Source organism: Pseudomonas sp. MCal1 (assembly GCF_026341415.1).
In the GTDB taxonomy this organism is placed as follows: Bacteria; Pseudomonadota; Gammaproteobacteria; order Pseudomonadales; family Pseudomonadaceae; genus Aquipseudomonas.
This window is the reverse complement of record NZ_JAKUMP010000007.1, coordinates 139658-155730: the sequence shown is the minus strand read 5'-3', so window position 1 is coordinate 155730 and position 16073 is coordinate 139658. Positions and strand designations below refer to the sequence as shown.

Genomic DNA, 16073 nt, shown 5'->3' with positions numbered 1-16073 from the left:
CTTAAGCTGACAATTCACGCAAGGCAGCAGCAGCCAGAAATCCGGAGCGAGAGCTGTAACGCTGATCACGTCGCACAGTCTGGTCAATACGCTCCAGCAACTGCTCCGGGAGCGTAGCGTTGAAGCGCACCGACTTGCCGAAGTAGGGAGTGATATCAAACTCGACTACACCCCAGATACCGCCGGCGTAATCCGGATTCTCGAGATGGGCATCAATGTCCTGAACCCGAGGCAACGGTGCGCCATCAGCGACCAGTCCTTCATAGTGCAAGGCCAGTGCCTCCTGAGTGTTGTCAAATGCTTCGGCTACCGTAGTGCCTGCGGAGAAGCACCCGGGTACATCCGGGATAATCACTCCGTAGTCTGAGTCGGCATCCTTGTGCAGAACGACCGGGAATTTCATGTAAGTGCATCCTTCCTCTGACATGTCCATTAAGGGAATTTCGTTTCCAATGACGGGCTTCATTTCAAACCCGCCTGTTTCAAGATGCTGTTGATCGTTCCCTTGGGAAGATCTGAATCCGGATGCTTGATCGTCACCCTCCCTGGCTTGCCCGGATGTTTGTATTGGTGGTGACTGCCTTTGACGGCGACCAGATACCATCCATCCTCCTCGATCATCCTGATCATTTCCCGACTACGCATTTCCTTCGCCCTGTTCGACAGCAAGAGCTGCGTACTTTAAGAGCTGTCCTTCTTCATCAATACACACCATACACACTTGGAGACATATTAGCCTAGTGGACAGGCGCGTGTTTAATCGCCAGATCGGCGGTGGACGCGCCCTGGCACACAGCTCTCATAAACAGATGTATACGTGGCGAAATGTGTCGATCAGCATGAGCCCGACAGCTGACCTATGCTCAACATGAGCAAAGCCAGGACGACTCCCATCCACAGGTAGATCCCGACCATGCACACCGCAATCATCATCTTCTTCGGCCTGATCCTGCTGGCGCTGATGTTCTACATCGGCGAGCGCATCGGCTTCAGTCGGCAGACGCTGGCCTATGGCTTCGCGGCGTTGTGGCTGGCGTTGACGGTGATCAACGGGGCGGTCGGCGTGGTGCACGCCGGGCAGACGCTGGGGTCGGAGATTGCGATCGGCAGTGCCGTGTTCGGCGTGCCGATTGCGGCGATGGTGTTGTTCATGGTGCTGAGCGCCGAGACCTGAAAACGTCCCGGCGCCCTGCCCCGATCAACGCACCAGATGCAGGAACTGCATGTGCCGTTCGTATTGGTCGAGGATGTCGTTGATGATCTGCTCTTTCGTGTAACCGACCAGATCGTAGTCCTGACTGCCCTCGCTCAGATGCACTTCGGCGCGGTAATAGCGGCGATTGTTGAGCTGCTTGGAGCCCATGCCACCGCGGGCGAACGAAGGAGTGAAGTAGCCGCGCATCTGCACCTGGTAGATGAAAGGGTGCTGCTCGCCGTGACCGATTTCCAGGCTGACGCTGTCGTGCGCCGGATCGGGTTGCGTAACGACATTGAGCCCTTTCTCGGCGAACACGGCCGTCACTTCCTCGATGGCCGGTTTCACCGTGGTGTCCATGAAACGGTACACCTCGTCCCGCGACGGGAAGTGCACGGCCTGACTCAGGCGCTGGCGCCAGCCGCCCTTGCCCCGCCGTGAGCCGGACACCGGCGCCAGCGAATGCAGTTGCGCGATCTGCTTCTGCGACTCCAGATAGAAGGCTTTGTGCAGGCCCCACATCATCAGCAGCAGAATCATCGAGAAGGGCAGCGAGGTCAGCACCACCGCCGACTTCAGCGCATCGATGCTGCCGGAGAACAGCAGCGCACTGGTGATCAGTGCGGTCATCGCGCCCCAGAACACCCGCAGCCATTTCGGCCCGTCTTCATCCGGGTTTCCGCCCTTGGCCGACAGGGTCGAGAGCACCACGGTGCCGGAGTCGGCAGACGTGACGAAGAACACGAAGCTGATAAACACCGTCACCGCAATGACGGTCTTGCTCCACGGGTAGGTTTCCAGCAACAGGTAGAGGGTCATCGACGGGTTGTCGAGGGCCGACATGCCCAGAGCCGACATACCGTGATTGAGCACCTGGTCGATGGCGCTGTTGCCGAAGATCGACATCCACGCCAGGGTGAAACCGAGCGGGATCAGCAGCACGCCGAAGACGAATTCGCGGATGGTCCGGCCACGGGAAATCCGTGCGATGAACAGGCCCACGAACGGCGACCATGCAATCCACCAGGCCCAGTAGAACACCGTCCAGCCGCCGAGCCAGTCGCTCGGTTTGTTGTAGGCGTAGAGGTCGAAACTCTTCATCGGCAACGCGCCGAGGTAGTCGCCCAGATTCTGGATCAGGGTGTTGAGCAGATGCTGTGTGGGGCCGGCGAACAACACGAACAGCAGCAGCGCGCAGGCCAGCAGCATGTTGATGTCGGACATGACCCGCACGCCTTTATCCACACCGGAGACGGCGACGATGATCGCTGCGCCCATCATCAGCGTGATCAGGCCGACCTGAATCCACTGGGTGTGGGCGATGCCGAACAGGTAGTCCAGACCGGAGTTGAGATGGAGCACGCCGAAGCCCATGTCCGCACCGAGGCCGAACACCGTGGCGATGATGCCGAAGCCGTCCACCGCGTAGCCGATGGGGCCGTTGATGCGTTTGCCGATCAGCGGGTACAGCGCCGAACGCAGGGCCAGTGGCAGGTTGTGCCGATAAGCGAAATACGCCAGCGCCATGCCGACAAAGGCGAACACGCCCCAGCCGTGCAGGCCCCAGTGCAGAAACAGAATCTGCATCCCCTGACGCGCCGCTTCAGCCGTGCCGGCCTCGCCTTGCGGCGGCTGGATCATGTGGGTCAGCGGTTCGGACACGCAGAAGAAAAACAGCGTGATGCTGATCCCGGCGGCGAACAGCATGCCGGCCCAGGACAGGTAACTGAATTCGGGTTCGTCGTGGTCGGCACCGAGTTTGATCTTGCCGTAGCCCGACAATGCGGTGACCACCACGAAGATCAGATAGAGGGTCATCGCGAGCATGTAGTACCAGCCGACCGTGTTGGCCGCCCAGTTCTGCGCTTCGAGAAGCCAGGCGCCGGCCTGTTCCGGCATGGCGATGACCGTCAGGCCGAACAGCAGGATCACCGTTGCGGCGAACCAGAACACCGGTGGATTCATGCGTACCAGACCGCTGGCGGGGGTGGAGGATGCACTCATGAACGGTGCACCTCACGGGGTTGGAAAATGGCTGAAATGATCGGACTCAGCAAAGGCAAGCCTCCTGTTGTGAGCGGGCAGCGAACCGCCGGTTTAACTTGAATGAACGTTCAAGTTAAACATGGATAGTACGCTCAGGACTAATCGCAGGGCTCAGCGGTACCTTTCGTACGCTAGCTCAAGGAGGGGTATGACGCTTTAGTGAGAGCGATCGTTCCCGCCTTGCGCGGGAACGATGAGGCGCAAGTGTTACTTCTGTGTCCCGTCATCATGCTGCAGATTGGCCTGGGTCAGGTTGCACCCGGCCGGCACGCTGCGGGTCAGCCAGACGTTGCCGCCGATGGTCGAGCCTTTGCCGATGGTGATCCGCCCGAGAATCGTCGCTCCGGCGTAGATCACCACGTCGTCCTCGACGATCGGATGCCGCGGATGGCCCTTCTGCAACTGGCCGTCCTCGTCCGCCGGGAAGCGTTTGGCGCCGAGGGTCACCGCCTGATAGATCCGAACGCGCTCGCCAATGATCGCGGTCTCGCCGATCACCACTCCCGTCCCGTGATCGATGAAGAAACTGCGGCCGATCTGCGCGCCCGGGTGAATATCGATGCCGGTTGCCGAGTGAGCGATTTCCGAACTGATCCGCGCCAGCAGCGGCAGGCCTGCGCGGTACAAATGGTGAGCCAGACGATGGTGGATCACCGCCAGAATCCCCGGATAGCACAGCAGCACTTCATCGACGCTGCGCGCCGCCGGATCGCCGTGATACGCCGCCAGCACATCGGTGTCGAGCAGACTGCGCAGGCCCGGCAGCGCCAGAGCGAAATCCTGAATGATCCTGGTGGCCTGCGCCTCGACTTCGCTGTCATCCCGGGCGCTGTGGCGGGCGACGTAACGCAGTTCAAGTCGTGCCTGGGCCAGCAACGCATTCAACGCAACATCGAGGGTGTGCCCGACGTAAAAATCTTCGCTCTCTTCACGCAGATCCACCGGCCCCAGCCGCATCGGAAACAGCGCGCCGCACAGGGCTTCAAGGATCTGCGCCATCGCATCACGGGACGGCAATTCGCGCCCGCCCTGCTCGCCGGAAGCACGGCCATTTTGTGCCCGCCACTGATCCCGCGCGGTACGCAGCTGGCTGACGATGGTCTGCAATTGCCAATGGCTGGAACGCTCGCTCACGGTAAAGACTCCTCACGGGCGGCCGGACTGTCTGGCCGCGTCAACGGCGACTACTTTACGGCAAGCCCACGGGCGCGAATTAAGAACCGATAGTGCTGGCTCAAGCACTTTTGGCTATAAGCGATTGGCGGTTGCCCCGGAAAATCGGCGTGCCTATAGTCCTGTGATCTTCCTCCGCCAGTACGGAACCATGTCCACACAACCGATCAAACAACAGCTGCAACGCTTTAACCGCCTCGACCTGCTCGGCCAACCGACCCCACTGGAAAAACTTGAACGCCTGTCCACCTGGCTCGGCCGCGATGTCTACATCAAGCGCGATGACCTGACGCCGCTGGCCATGGGCGGCAACAAGCTGCGCAAGCTTGAATACCTCGCCGCCGATGCCCTCGCCCAAGGCGCCGATACGTTGATCACCGCCGGCGCACTGCAATCGAACCATGTTCGCCAGACCGCTGCGCTGGCCGCGAAACTGGGCCTGGGCTGCGTGGCCCTGCTGGAAAATCCGCTGGGCACCGATGACAGCAACTACACCGGCAACGGCAACCGCCTGCTGCTGGATCTGTTCGACACCAAGGTCGAGCTGGTCGACAACCTCGATAACGCCGACGAACAACTGGCCGCCCTCGCCGTGCGCCTGCGCAGCAACGGCAAGAAGCCGTATCTGGTGCCGATCGGTGGCTCCAACGCCCTCGGCGCGCTGGGTTACGTGCGCGCCGGTCTGGAGCTGGCTGAGCAGATCAAGGACACCGGGCTGCAATTTTCCGCCGTGGTCCTGGCCTCGGGCAGTGCCGGCACCCACAGCGGTCTGGCGTTGGCGTTGAGCGAAGCCCTGCCGCAACTGCCGGTGATCGGCGTAACGGTTTCGCGCAGCGAAGAAGATCAGCGCCCGAAAGTCCAGGGCCTGGCCGAACGCACCGCCGACCTGCTGGGCGTGGCGCTGCCGGACAGCTTCAAGGTCGAGTTGTGGGACGAATACTTCGGCCCGCGCTACGGCGAACCAAATGCCGGGACGCTGTCGGCAGTGAAGCTGCTGGCCAGCCAGGACGCGGTGCTGCTCGATCCGGTCTACACCGGCAAAGCCATGGCCGGGCTGCTCGACGGTATCGGACGCGGGCGCTTCGATGAAGGCCCGATCATCTTCCTGCACACCGGCGGCGCTCCGGCGTTGTTCGCTTACAAGGACTTTCTGTAATTCGAAGCGCGTACCGCAGCGCTCGTTCCCACGCTCTGCGTGGGAATGCAGCCGGGGACGCGGAGCCAGTGAACACTCGCAAAACAACAACAAATATTCCAAAGAAGAATAACAAATGGAAAATTCATTATTTTCCATTCTAAAGGAGCCGTCATATAGTCTCGCCGCAGGCGAATTTCGCGAGAGACGCATAAGCTGCTTTAAGGCAGGATAGCGCTGTCGTCCAATTCCCGGATTCGCCAACTTTCCTTAAGCGTCTTCCATAAGAAAACACAGGGGCTTGTCATGATTCTTTCCGCACTACGTCGAAATCTGCTGGTAGGTTCGCTGGGCCTGGCACTGAGCGCCGGTCTGCTGGGGCAGGCGGTTGCCGGTGAGCAACTGCAACAGATCAAGGACAAAGGCGTTATCAACGTCGGCCTGGAAGGCACTTACCCACCATTCAGCTTCGTTGACGAGAACGGCAAGCTGTCCGGTTTCGAAGTCGAGCTGTCCGAAGCACTGGCCAAGAAGTTGGGCGTGAAGGCCAAGATCCAGCCGACCAAATGGGACGGCATCCTCGCGGCCCTGGAATCCAAACGTCTGGACGTCGTGGTCAATCAGGTGACCATCTCCGACGAGCGCAAGAAGAAATATGACTTCTCCGAGCCGTACACCGTTTCCGGGATTCAGGCGCTGGTGCTGAAAGACAAGGCCGCCGCGCTGAACATCAAGTCCGCCGCTGACCTGTCCGGCAAGAAAGTCGGCGTGGGTCTGGGCACCAACTACGAACAATGGGTCCGCGCCAACGTGCCGGGTGCCGACGTTCGCACCTACGACGATGATCCGACCAAGTTCGCCGACCTGAACAACGGCCGTACCGACGCCATCCTGATCGACCGTCTGGCTGCGCTGGAATATGCCAAGAAAGCGCCGAAAACCGTCGCTGCCGGTGAAGCCTTCTCGCGTCAGGAAGCCGGTATTGCCCTGCGCAAAGGCGAGCCTGAGCTGCTGGCCGCCGTGAACAAGGCCCTCGACGAACTGCGTGCCGACGGCACCCTTGAGAAGCTGTCCACGAAATACTTCAACGCTGACGTCACCAAATAATGGAAGAGGCTTTCCAACTCGCACTGGACTCCGCGCCCTTCCTCTTGAAGGGCGCGTACTACACGGTAATCCTCAGCCTCGGCGGCATGTTCTTCGGCCTGCTGCTGGGCTTTGGCCTGGCGTTGATGCGCCTGTCGCGTTTCAAGTCGGTCAGCTGGCTGGCCCGCATCTACGTGTCGTTCTTTCGCGGCACGCCGTTGCTGGTGCAACTGTTCGTGATCTATTACGGCTTGCCGCAATTGGGCATGGAACTCGACCCGCTGCCGGCGGCGCTGATCGGCTTCTCGCTGAACATGGCCGCCTATGCCTGTGAAATCCTGCGTGCCGCGATCGGTTCGATCGAACGCGGCCAGTGGGAAGCCGCTGCGAGCATCGGCATGACCCGCGCGCAGACCCTGCGCCGGGCCATCCTGCCGCAGGCCATGCGCACGGCCTTGCCGCCGCTGGGCAACAGCTTCATTTCACTGGTCAAGGACACCGCACTGGCCGCCACCATTCAGGTGCCGGAGCTGTTCCGTCAGGCACAACTGATTACCGCCCGGACTTTCGAAGTCTTCACCATGTATCTTGCCGCCGCGCTGATCTACTGGATTCTGGCCACGGTGCTGTCGCACTTCCAGAACAAGCTGGAAGAGCGGGTCAATCGGCACGACCAGGAGTCCTGACCCATGATTGTCGTGGAAAAACTGACAAAGCAGTTCAAGGGTCAAGTCGTGCTCAACGGCATTGATCTGGAGGTGAAGGAAGGCGAGGTCGTGGCCATCATCGGCCCCAGCGGCTCGGGCAAGACCACGTTCCTGCGTTGCCTGAACTTCCTCGAAGAACCCACCAGCGGCCGGATCAAGGTCGGCGAGATCGAGATCGATACCAGCCGCCCGCTGAACCAGCAGCAGAGCCTGGTGCGCAACCTGCGCCAGCATGTGGGCTTCGTGTTCCAGAACTTCAACCTGTTCCCCCACCGCACCGCGCTGGAAAACGTCATCGAAGGCCCGATCGTGGTCAAGAAGACGCCCCGCGATGCAGCCATTGCCCTGGGCAAGAAGCTGCTGGCCAAGGTCGGCCTGGCGGGCAAGGAAGACGCCTACCCACGGCGCCTGTCCGGTGGCCAGCAACAGCGCGTGGCGATTGCCCGGGCGCTGGCGATGGAGCCGGAAGTGATCCTGTTCGACGAGCCGACCTCGGCCCTCGATCCGGAACTGGTGGGTGAAGTGCTGGCGACCATCCGCGGCCTCGCCGAGGAGAAACGCACCATGGTGATCGTCACCCACGAAATGGCGTTCGCCCGCGACGTGGCCAACCGCGTGGTGTTTTTCGATAAAGGCGTGATCGTCGAACAAGGTGAGGCGAAAGCGTTGTTTGCCAATCCGAAAGAAGAACGCACTCGACAGTTCCTCAGCAAGTTCAGAAACAACGGCTGAGCCGCTAACTTTCCTGAACACAAACTTCCATGGATGGAAGTTTTATTTACATCCTTCCTGCCAAGAACTTAATCAATCCATTGCGGTACATATATATGTCCTGCAACAGACCCGGCGTGATTAAAGTCAGCGCCCTTCGAATAGCCAGCTACCCAAACCAATCGACGTCAGAACCGTCAAACCCGGCAAAATCCGTGGCCCGATTCGCCAAGCCGGATAGGTAGAGTGCTTTATCGATGTAGGAGCATTCTGATAAGTCCGTAATTCTTCAATTAAACAATCCTGTCCGTTGACATGCCATTCGGCGAACTTTTATCTAGTCACTCATCGCAACCCGCACATCACCAATACCCAATACCGATCGGCCGAGAAGTCCTGTTTTTTATTACCAGGTCATTCTGGTCTTTTGAACTTTCAGAAACGGATTTCGCTGCAAGGCTTCAAGGAGAGGATTTCATGACCCGCACTTCGCACATCCCCGAACTGGCCGCGCCGCGCCTGGCGCCCTCGCAAACCAACGGCATCAACCTCGCGGCAGCGGCCCGCTTGCGGGTCGATGTACCGCCCTATCCGGACATGGACACCGGCGACTTGATCGAACTTTTCTGGAACAACTGCTATGTCGCCTCTCATGTGCTGACAGCGCAGGATGTCGCTGCCCCGGTCAGCCTGCGAGTGCCGGAAAGCTTCATCGCCAGCGGCTCGTCACGCATCCACTATCGGGTCATGCGGGTGGGTCACGGGCCATCGCTGTCGGCAGCCGCGCGGGTCACGGTGAAGCTCGACTGCCCCGGCGGGCAGCCTCCAGCGCTGTGTGGCGACGAGAACCAGCAACTTGCACCGGTGACATTGCCCGACACCATTCGCCGCAACGGCGTCAACGCGAACCAGATCAGACGCGGCGTGCCGCTGACCATCGAGCCGTATCTGAACATGGCCGAAGACGACGCCATCACCTTGCGCTGGGGCGATGTACGGATGGACCTGGCGCGCATCACCCCGGCCGACATCGGCAAGCCGGTCCAGGTTTGGGTGCCACCGGCGATCATCACCGAAGCCGGTGAAGATCTGCGGCTGGACGTCACCTACTGCATCCTCGACCGGGTCGGCAACAACTCGCGCTGGGCGCCGCCGCGAACGCTGAAAATCGGCTGCGTGAACCCTTACCTCAAGGTGCCGCTCAAGAAAACGCTGAAGGCAGCAGAGCCGCGAGAAAAATGAGCATCGATGGTCGGCGAGGGACAACGTCCTTCGCCGCCGCACGCTTAACCAGACGGACCACGCCCTCTTCTATACATATTCCCAAAAGTTAGTTTATTTAAAATTTATACGCGTTTAGGGTATATGAACCGGACCACCGGACATTCTTTCGTTCGCCGCACTTTTGCGGCGTCTTTCATGAGATGTGAGGTAGGTAACATGGTCCGGAACACAATCACCCCAGTGCAGATCGCCAGGGCATTGCGTGCAGTCAAGGAGCGGCAGTGATGTCCAGTCTGGCAGACGCAAACGTCCAGAGTGACCTGGATATCGCCCCGTTGTTGTTGCCCGCGCAAGTGCTGCGCAACGACGATCAAGCCATCAAGGCCGCCCATGAACTGGCGCAAGTCGCTCGCGTGCAGGCCGCCCAACGTGACCGCCAGCGCAAGCTGCCATGGTCGGAAATCGAACAGTTCACCCGCAGTGGTCTGGGCAGCATCGCCATCCCGCGCGAGTTCGGCGGTCCGCAGGTTTCCTTCGTCACGTTGGCCGAGGTGTTCGCGATCATTTCCGCGGCCGACCCGGCGCTGGGACAAATCCCGCAGAATCAGTTCGGGATCATCAACCTGATCCTCGGCAGCGCCACCGAAGTGCAGAAACAGCAGCTGCTGAAGAGCGTGCTGGAAGGCTGGCGCATCGGTAACGCCGGGCCTGAGCGCGGCACCAAGGACACGCTGGAACTGAAAGCGCGCATCACCGCCGACGGCGATGACTACGTGATCAATGGCCAGAAGTTCTACTCCACTGGCGCCCTCTTCGCCCACTGGGTAGCGGTCAAGGCGCTCAACGACGACGGCAAGCAAGTACTGGCCTTCGTCCGTCGCGGCACGCCGGGCCTGCGCATCGTCGATGACTGGTCGGGATTCGGCCAGCGCACCACCGCCAGCGGCACGATTCTTTTGCACAACGTGCGGGTCGATGCAGGCCTCGTGGTGGATAACTGGAAGATCAACGAAAAGCCCAACACCCAGGGTGCGGTTTCGCAGCTGATTCAAGCGGCCATCGACGCCGGCATCGCCCGTGGCGCCATCGATGACGCCATCGAATTCGTCAAGACCCGCGCCCGGCCGTGGATCGACGCCAGGGTCGAGCGGGCCAGCGATGACCTCTACGTGATCGCCGACATCGGCAAACTGAAAATCGAACTGCACGCCGCCGAAGCATTGCTGCGCAAGGCCGGGCAAGTGCTGGATCAGGTGCACGCCGCGCCACTGACCGCCGAATCCGCCGCCCGCGCTTCGATTGCCGTGGCCGAAGCCAAGGTGCTGACCACCGAGATCTCGCTGCTGGCCAGCGAAAAACTTTTCGAACTGGCCGGCAGCCGCGCCACCCTCGCCGAATTCAACCTCGATCGTCACTGGCGCAACGCCCGGGTCCACACCCTGCACGATCCGGTGCGCTGGAAGTACCACGCGGTCGGCGCTTATTGCCTCAACGGAAAACTTCCGGCTCGCCATTCCTGGATCTGACGACCAGAACACTTTGACCAGATCTCTGGAGAAACACATGACTCTTTCCCACCCCGTCGCGGTCATCACCAGCGACGAGCAAGCCCTGATCGTCGCCAGCGACCTGGCCGAAGATTTCCAGCGCGACAGCAACCTGCGCGACCGCGAACGCCGGCTGCCGCTGCCGGAGCTCGACGTGTTTTCCCGCTCCGGCCTGTGGGGCATCAGCGTGCCCAAGGAATACGGCGGCGCCGGCGTATCCAACGTGACCCTGGCCAAAGTCATCGCCCTGATCGCCCGGGCGGACGGCTCGCTCGGGCAGATTCCACAGAACCATTTCTATGCCCTGGAAGTGCTTCGGGTGAATGGCAGCCACGAGCAGAAACAACGCCTGTACGCCGAAGTCCTCGCCGGCCGGCGCTTCGGCAATGCCCTGGCAGAACTGGGCACCAGGACCGCCCACGACCGAGTCACCAGCCTCAAACGCGACGGCAGCGGCTATCGCATCAACGGCCGCAAGTTCTATGCGACCGGCGCGATCTACGCCCAACGGATTCCAACGTCCGTGGTCGATGAAAACGGCGTGCAGCAACTGGTCTTCGTCCCGCGCGACAGCAAAGGCCTGACCGTGATCGACGACTGGAGCGGCTTCGGCCAGCGCACCACCGGCAGCGGTTCGGTGGTGTTCGAAGACGTGTATGTCGCTGCCGAAGATGTCATCGCGTTCCAGAGTGCTTTCGAACGCCCGACCCCGGTCGGCCCGCTGGCGCAGATCCTTCACGCCGCCATCGACACCGGCATCGCCCGCGCCGCTTACGAAGATGCGCTGCACTTCGTGCGCAGCAAGACCCGGCCATGGATCGATTCGGGCAACGACAAGGCCACCGAAGACCCGCTGACCCTCAAGAGTTTCGGCTATCTGAGCATTCGTCTGCACGCCACCGAAGCCTTGCTCGAACGCGCCGGCGAATACCTCGATGCAGCGCAGGCCGAGACCAACGCCGAGACGGTTGCAGCAGCCTCGATTGCCGTCGCCGAAGCACGGGCGATCAGCACCGAAATATCCCTGGCCGCCGGCAGCACGCTGTTTGAACTGGCCGGCAGCCAGGCCACCCTGATCGAGCACGGCCTCGACCGTCACTGGCGCAACGCCCGGGTGCACACCCTGCACGATCCGGTGCGCTGGAAGTATCACGCGGTGGGCAATTACTACCTCAACGATGAAAACCCTCCGCTGCGAGGGACCATCTGATGAGCAAGAAAAAGATCCTGCTCAATGCGTTCAACATGAACTGCATCGGCCACATCAACCACGGCTTGTGGACTCATCCACGCGACACCTCGACCCAGTACAAGACCCTCGAATACTGGACCGAGCTGGCACAGCTGCTGGAGCGCGGGCTGTTCGACGGGCTGTTCATCGCGGACATCGTCGGCGTGTACGACGTCTATCAGAACTCGGTGGACATCACCCTGAAAGAGTCGATCCAGTTGCCGGTCAACGATCCGCTGCTGCTGGTGTCGGCCATGTCCGCCGTGACCAAAAACCTGGGTTTCGGCCTGACCGCCAACCTCACCTACGAGCCGCCATATCTGTTCGCCCGACGCATGTCGACCCTCGATCACCTGAGCCGCGGGCGGGTGGGCTGGAACATCGTCACCGGTTACCTGGACAGCGCCGCCAAGGCCATGGGCCTGAGCGAACAGGTCGAGCACGACCGGCGTTACGACCAGGCCGACGAGTACCTCGAAGTGCTCTACAAACTCTGGGAAGGCAGTTGGGAAAACGGCGCGGTACTCAACGATCCACAACAGCGGATCTACGCGCAGCCAGACAAGGTGCACAAGGTCGAACACAAGGGCGAGTTCTATCAGGTCGAGGGTTATCACCTGTGCGAACCGTCGCCGCAGCGCACGCCGGTGCTGTTCCAGGCCGGCAGTTCGGATCGCGGTCTGCTGTTCGCCGGGCGTCATGCCGAGTGCGTGTTCATCAGCGGCCAGAACAAGCCATCGACCAAGGTGCAGGTGGACAAGGTCCGCGCCAGCGCCGTCGAAGCGGGTCGCAACCCGGAGGACATCAAGGTGTTCATGGGCCTGAACGTGATCGTCGGCGAGACCGAGGAAGCGGCCTGGGCCAAGCACGCCGAATACCTGAGCTACGCCAGCGCCGAGGCGGGCGTGGCGCATTTTTCGGCGTCCACCGGGATCGATTTTTCCCGCTACGAAATCGACGAGCCGATCCAGTACGTCAAGAGCAACGCGATCCAGTCCGCCACCACGAACCTGCAGAACAACGACTGGACCCGGCGCAAATTGCTCGACCAGCACGCCCTCGGCGGGCGCTACATCACCGTGGTCGGCTCACCGCAACAAGTGGCGGATGAGCTGGAATCGTGGATCGCCGAGACCGGTCTGGACGGCTTCAACCTGACCCGCATCGTCACCCCGGAAAGCTATGTGGATTTCATCGACCTGGTGATTCCCGAACTGCAACGGCGCGGCTCGTACAAGACCGCATACGACACCGGCAGCCTGCGGGAAAAACTGTTTCACGGCGAAGCGCACCTGCCGCAGCAACACACGGGCGCCCACTACCGACACTAACCCTTGCACTGATCGTTCCCACCTCCGCGTGGGAGCGATCAGGCTGATTCAACTGACTGGAAAACCACCATGACCAAGAAACTGCTCTCCCACCCAGTCAAAGCACTGGCCCTGGCCTTCGGCCTGTTCAGCTCGGCGGTGTTCGCCGCCGATGCGCCGTTGAAAATCGGCACCACCGCCGCGTTCGCGATTCCGCTGGAAGCGGCCGTCGAAGAAGCCTCCAAACAGGGCCTGAAAGTGGAACTGGTGGAGTTCACCGACTGGATCGCACCGAACGTCAGCCTCGCCGCCGGTGACATCGACGTGAACTACTTCCAGCACATCCCGTTCCTGGAAAACGCCAAGGCCGCTTCCGGTTTCGACCTGGTGCCGTTCGCGCCGGGCATCATCAACAACGTCGGCCTGTACTCGAAGCAATACAAAAGCTTCGACGAACTGCCTGAGGGCGCCAGCGTCGCCATCGCCAACGACCCGATCAACAGCGGACGCGGTCTGCAACTGTTGGCCAAGGCCGGTCTGATCACCCTGAAACCGGGTGTCGGCTACAAGGCCACCGAAGACGACATCGTCGCCAATCCGAAGAAGATCAAGATCCTCCAGGTCGAAGCCGTGCAACTGGTGCGCGCCTACGACGACGCCGATCTGGTCCAGGGCTACCCGGCCTATATTCGTCTGGCGAAGACTTTCGATGCCGGTTCCGCGCTGCTGTTCGACGGCCTCGATCACAAGGAGTACGTGATTCAGTTCGTGATCCAGCCCAAGAGCCAGAACGACCCGCGCCTGATCAAATTCGTCGATATCTACCAGCATTCGCCGGCCGTTCGCGCGGCGCTGGATAAGGCCCACGGCAAGCTGTACCAGGCCGGTTGGGAAAGCTGAGGATGACGGCAGCCATTCAACGGCGACTGGATCTTCCAGAGTCACCCGCGCTTGCGCAGCGCACCGAACTGCATCCCGAACTGAACCGCGCCCATGTGCGTTTCGTCGGGCTCGGCAAAACCTACGACGGCAAACAAGGCCCGGTCGCGGCCCTGCAAGGCATCGACCTGGCAATCCAGCGCGGTGAAGTGTTCGGCATTATCGGCCGCAGCGGCGCCGGCAAGTCATCGCTGATCCGCACCATCAACCGCCTCGAACAACCGACCTCGGGCCGGGTGTTGATCGATCAGGCGGACATCGGCGAGTACGACGAAGATCGCCTCGTCGCCCTGCGCCGGCGGATCGGCATGATCTTCCAGCACTTCAACCTGATGTCAGCGAAAACGGTGTGGCAGAACGTCGAACTGCCACTGAAAGTCGCCGGCGTCCCGAAGGAGCAACGGGAAAAAAAGGTTCGCGAACTGCTGGAGCTGGTGGGCCTGCAAGCCAAGCACAAGGCGTATCCGGCGCAATTGTCCGGCGGGCAGAAACAGCGCGTCGGCATCGCTCGCGCGCTGGTGCACGACCCGGACATTCTGCTGTGTGACGAAGCCACTTCGGCGCTGGATCCGGAAACCACACAGTCGATCCTCGGCCTGCTGCGCGAGATCAACAAACGCCTGGGCCTGACCATCGTGCTGATCACTCACGAAATGGCGGTGATCCGGGAAATCTGCGACCGCGTCGTCGTGCTGGAACATGGCCGCATCGTCGAACAGGGTCCGGTCTGGGAAGTGTTCGGCAACCCGCAGCACGACGTCAGCCAGACATTGCTCGCGCCACTGCAACATGCCTTGCCCGAAGAGTTGCAGAGCCGTTTGCAGGCGCAACCGTCTTCGTCCGATGCGGCCGTGGTGCTGCGTTTGCAGTTCACCGGCAGCCAGCAGGATGAACCGGATCTGGCCGCGCTGTTCGCCGCCCTCGGTGGTCGGGTGAAATTGCTGCAGGGGGGCGTGGAGCGGATTCAGGGCCATGCACTCGGACAATTGCTGCTGGCAGTCGCGGGATCGAAGCTGAACACCGAGGAACTGCGTCAGCGTGCGGGCCAGTGGGCACAAGGCACGGAGGTGCTGGGTTATGTGGTTTGATCGCTTGCTGCAGGGTTTCATCGACACGTTTCTGATGGTTGGCGTGTCATCGCTGATTGCATTGCTCGCCGGGATTCCCATGGCAGTGATTCTGGTCACCAGCGACAAGGGCGGCATCTACGAGGCGCCAGTGCTCAATCGTGCGTTGGGTGCTTTCGTGAACCTGTTTCGCTCGATTCCGTTCCTGATTCTGATGGTGGCACTGATCCCGTTCACCCGGCTGATCGTCGGCACCACCTACGGTGTCTGGGCGGCCGTTGTGCCGCTGACCATCGCGGCCACGCCGTTTTTTGCGCGGATTGCCGAAGTAAGCCTGCGTGAAGTCGACCACGGCTTGATCGAAGCCGCGCAGGCCATGGGCTGCCGGCGCTGGCACATCGTCTGGCATGTGCTGCTGCCCGAAGCGCTGCCGGGCATCGTCGGCGGGTTCACCATTACGCTGGTGACGATGATCAACTCATCGGCGATGGCCGGAGCGATTGGCGCCGGCGGTCTGGGCGACATCGCCTATCGCTACGGCTATCAGCGCTTCGACAGCCAGATCATGCTGACCGTGATCGTGCTGCTGGTGGCGCTGGTGGCGGTGATTCAACTGGGCGGCGACCGTCTGGCGCGAGGGTTGAACAAGCGCTGAATCCCATGGCGTATAGTCGGCAACATCCATTGCCAGCGCAGCCCGAC

Annotated in this window: 16 protein-coding genes; 12 read left to right on the top strand and 4 right to left on the bottom strand. The window is 61.1% G+C overall.

Annotated elements, in window-relative coordinates; translation table 11 throughout:
- Position 1 precedes the first annotated feature (1 nt).
- The gene (locus tag MKZ87_RS13515) at positions 2 to 403 is read right to left on the bottom strand and encodes a type II toxin-antitoxin system HicB family antitoxin (RefSeq protein ID WP_085684410.1); all 402 of its coding nucleotides are present in this window, start codon (positions 401 to 403) and stop codon (positions 2 to 4) included.
- A gap of 59 nt (positions 404 to 462) precedes the next feature.
- Entirely contained in the window at positions 463 to 645 is a 183-nt protein-coding gene (locus tag MKZ87_RS13510) for a type II toxin-antitoxin system HicA family toxin (protein ID WP_065261145.1), read from the bottom strand.
- A gap of 268 nt (positions 646 to 913) precedes the next feature.
- Between MKZ87_RS13510 and MKZ87_RS13505 the strand changes: the two genes are divergently transcribed.
- Entirely contained in the window at positions 914 to 1174 is a 261-nt protein-coding gene (locus MKZ87_RS13505; RefSeq protein ID WP_085697997.1) for a hypothetical protein, read from the top strand.
- A gap of 24 nt (positions 1175 to 1198) precedes the next feature.
- Here the strand turns inward: MKZ87_RS13505 and betT are convergent, their stop codons facing one another.
- On the bottom strand, positions 1199 to 3160 hold the full coding sequence (betT, locus tag MKZ87_RS13500; RefSeq protein WP_176247724.1) for a choline transporter BetT: 1962 nt from the start codon (positions 3158 to 3160) through the stop codon (positions 1199 to 1201).
- 288 nt (positions 3161 to 3448) lie between these two features.
- Positions 3449 to 4375: a serine O-acetyltransferase EpsC gene (gene epsC, locus MKZ87_RS13495; protein WP_085697995.1), complete on the bottom strand. Its 927-nt coding sequence runs from the start codon at positions 4373 to 4375 to the stop codon at positions 3449 to 3451.
- Positions 4376 to 4565: 190 nt separating this feature from the next.
- Between epsC and MKZ87_RS13490 the strand changes: the two genes are divergently transcribed.
- The 11 genes from MKZ87_RS13490 to MKZ87_RS13440 all read left to right on the top strand — a co-directional run bounded on the left by MKZ87_RS13490 (position 4566) and on the right by MKZ87_RS13440 (position 16026).
- The gene (locus MKZ87_RS13490) at positions 4566 to 5570 is read left to right on the top strand and encodes a D-cysteine desulfhydrase (protein WP_085702744.1); all 1005 of its coding nucleotides are present in this window, start codon (positions 4566 to 4568) and stop codon (positions 5568 to 5570) included.
- Between the two features lie 285 nt (positions 5571 to 5855).
- Positions 5856 to 6656 (top strand): cystine ABC transporter substrate-binding protein, encoded by an 801-nt coding sequence (gene tcyJ, locus MKZ87_RS13485; RefSeq protein ID WP_085697993.1) that lies wholly within the window; start codon positions 5856 to 5858, stop codon positions 6654 to 6656.
- Positions 6656 to 7321: a cystine ABC transporter permease gene (tcyL, locus tag MKZ87_RS13480; protein WP_011331947.1), complete on the top strand. Its 666-nt coding sequence runs from the start codon at positions 6656 to 6658 to the stop codon at positions 7319 to 7321. Before tcyJ ends, tcyL begins: the two co-directional genes overlap by 1 nt.
- A gap of 3 nt (positions 7322 to 7324) precedes the next feature.
- On the top strand, positions 7325 to 8074 hold the full coding sequence (tcyN, locus tag MKZ87_RS13475; protein WP_064382730.1) for an L-cystine ABC transporter ATP-binding protein TcyN: 750 nt from the start codon (positions 7325 to 7327) through the stop codon (positions 8072 to 8074).
- A 456-nt stretch (positions 8075 to 8530) separates the two neighbouring features.
- Entirely contained in the window at positions 8531 to 9295 is a 765-nt protein-coding gene (locus tag MKZ87_RS13470; protein WP_085702745.1) for a hypothetical protein, read from the top strand.
- Between the two features lie 266 nt (positions 9296 to 9561).
- Positions 9562 to 10803: an SfnB family sulfur acquisition oxidoreductase gene (locus MKZ87_RS13465; protein WP_266201084.1), complete on the top strand. Its 1242-nt coding sequence runs from the start codon at positions 9562 to 9564 to the stop codon at positions 10801 to 10803.
- Between the two features lie 37 nt (positions 10804 to 10840).
- Positions 10841 to 12034 (top strand): SfnB family sulfur acquisition oxidoreductase, encoded by a 1194-nt coding sequence (locus MKZ87_RS13460; RefSeq protein ID WP_266201083.1) that lies wholly within the window; start codon positions 10841 to 10843, stop codon positions 12032 to 12034.
- Positions 12034 to 13386: an LLM class flavin-dependent oxidoreductase gene (locus MKZ87_RS13455; protein WP_266201082.1), complete on the top strand. Its 1353-nt coding sequence runs from the start codon at positions 12034 to 12036 to the stop codon at positions 13384 to 13386. The genes MKZ87_RS13460 and MKZ87_RS13455 overlap by 1 nt, the downstream gene beginning before the upstream one ends.
- 69 nt (positions 13387 to 13455) lie before the next feature.
- Positions 13456 to 14265 carry a MetQ/NlpA family ABC transporter substrate-binding protein gene (locus MKZ87_RS13450; RefSeq protein WP_085702749.1) on the top strand — a complete coding sequence of 270 codons (810 nt, stop codon included), beginning with the start codon at positions 13456 to 13458 and terminating at the stop codon, positions 14263 to 14265.
- A gap of 2 nt (positions 14266 to 14267) precedes the next feature.
- Complete coding sequence (locus MKZ87_RS13445) at positions 14268 to 15392, top strand: methionine ABC transporter ATP-binding protein (protein WP_085702750.1); 1125 nt, start codon at positions 14268 to 14270, stop codon at positions 15390 to 15392.
- On the top strand, positions 15382 to 16026 hold the full coding sequence (locus MKZ87_RS13440) for a methionine ABC transporter permease (protein ID WP_065261159.1): 645 nt from the start codon (positions 15382 to 15384) through the stop codon (positions 16024 to 16026). Before MKZ87_RS13445 ends, MKZ87_RS13440 begins: the two co-directional genes overlap by 11 nt.
- The last annotated feature ends 47 nt before the right edge of the window (positions 16027 to 16073 follow it).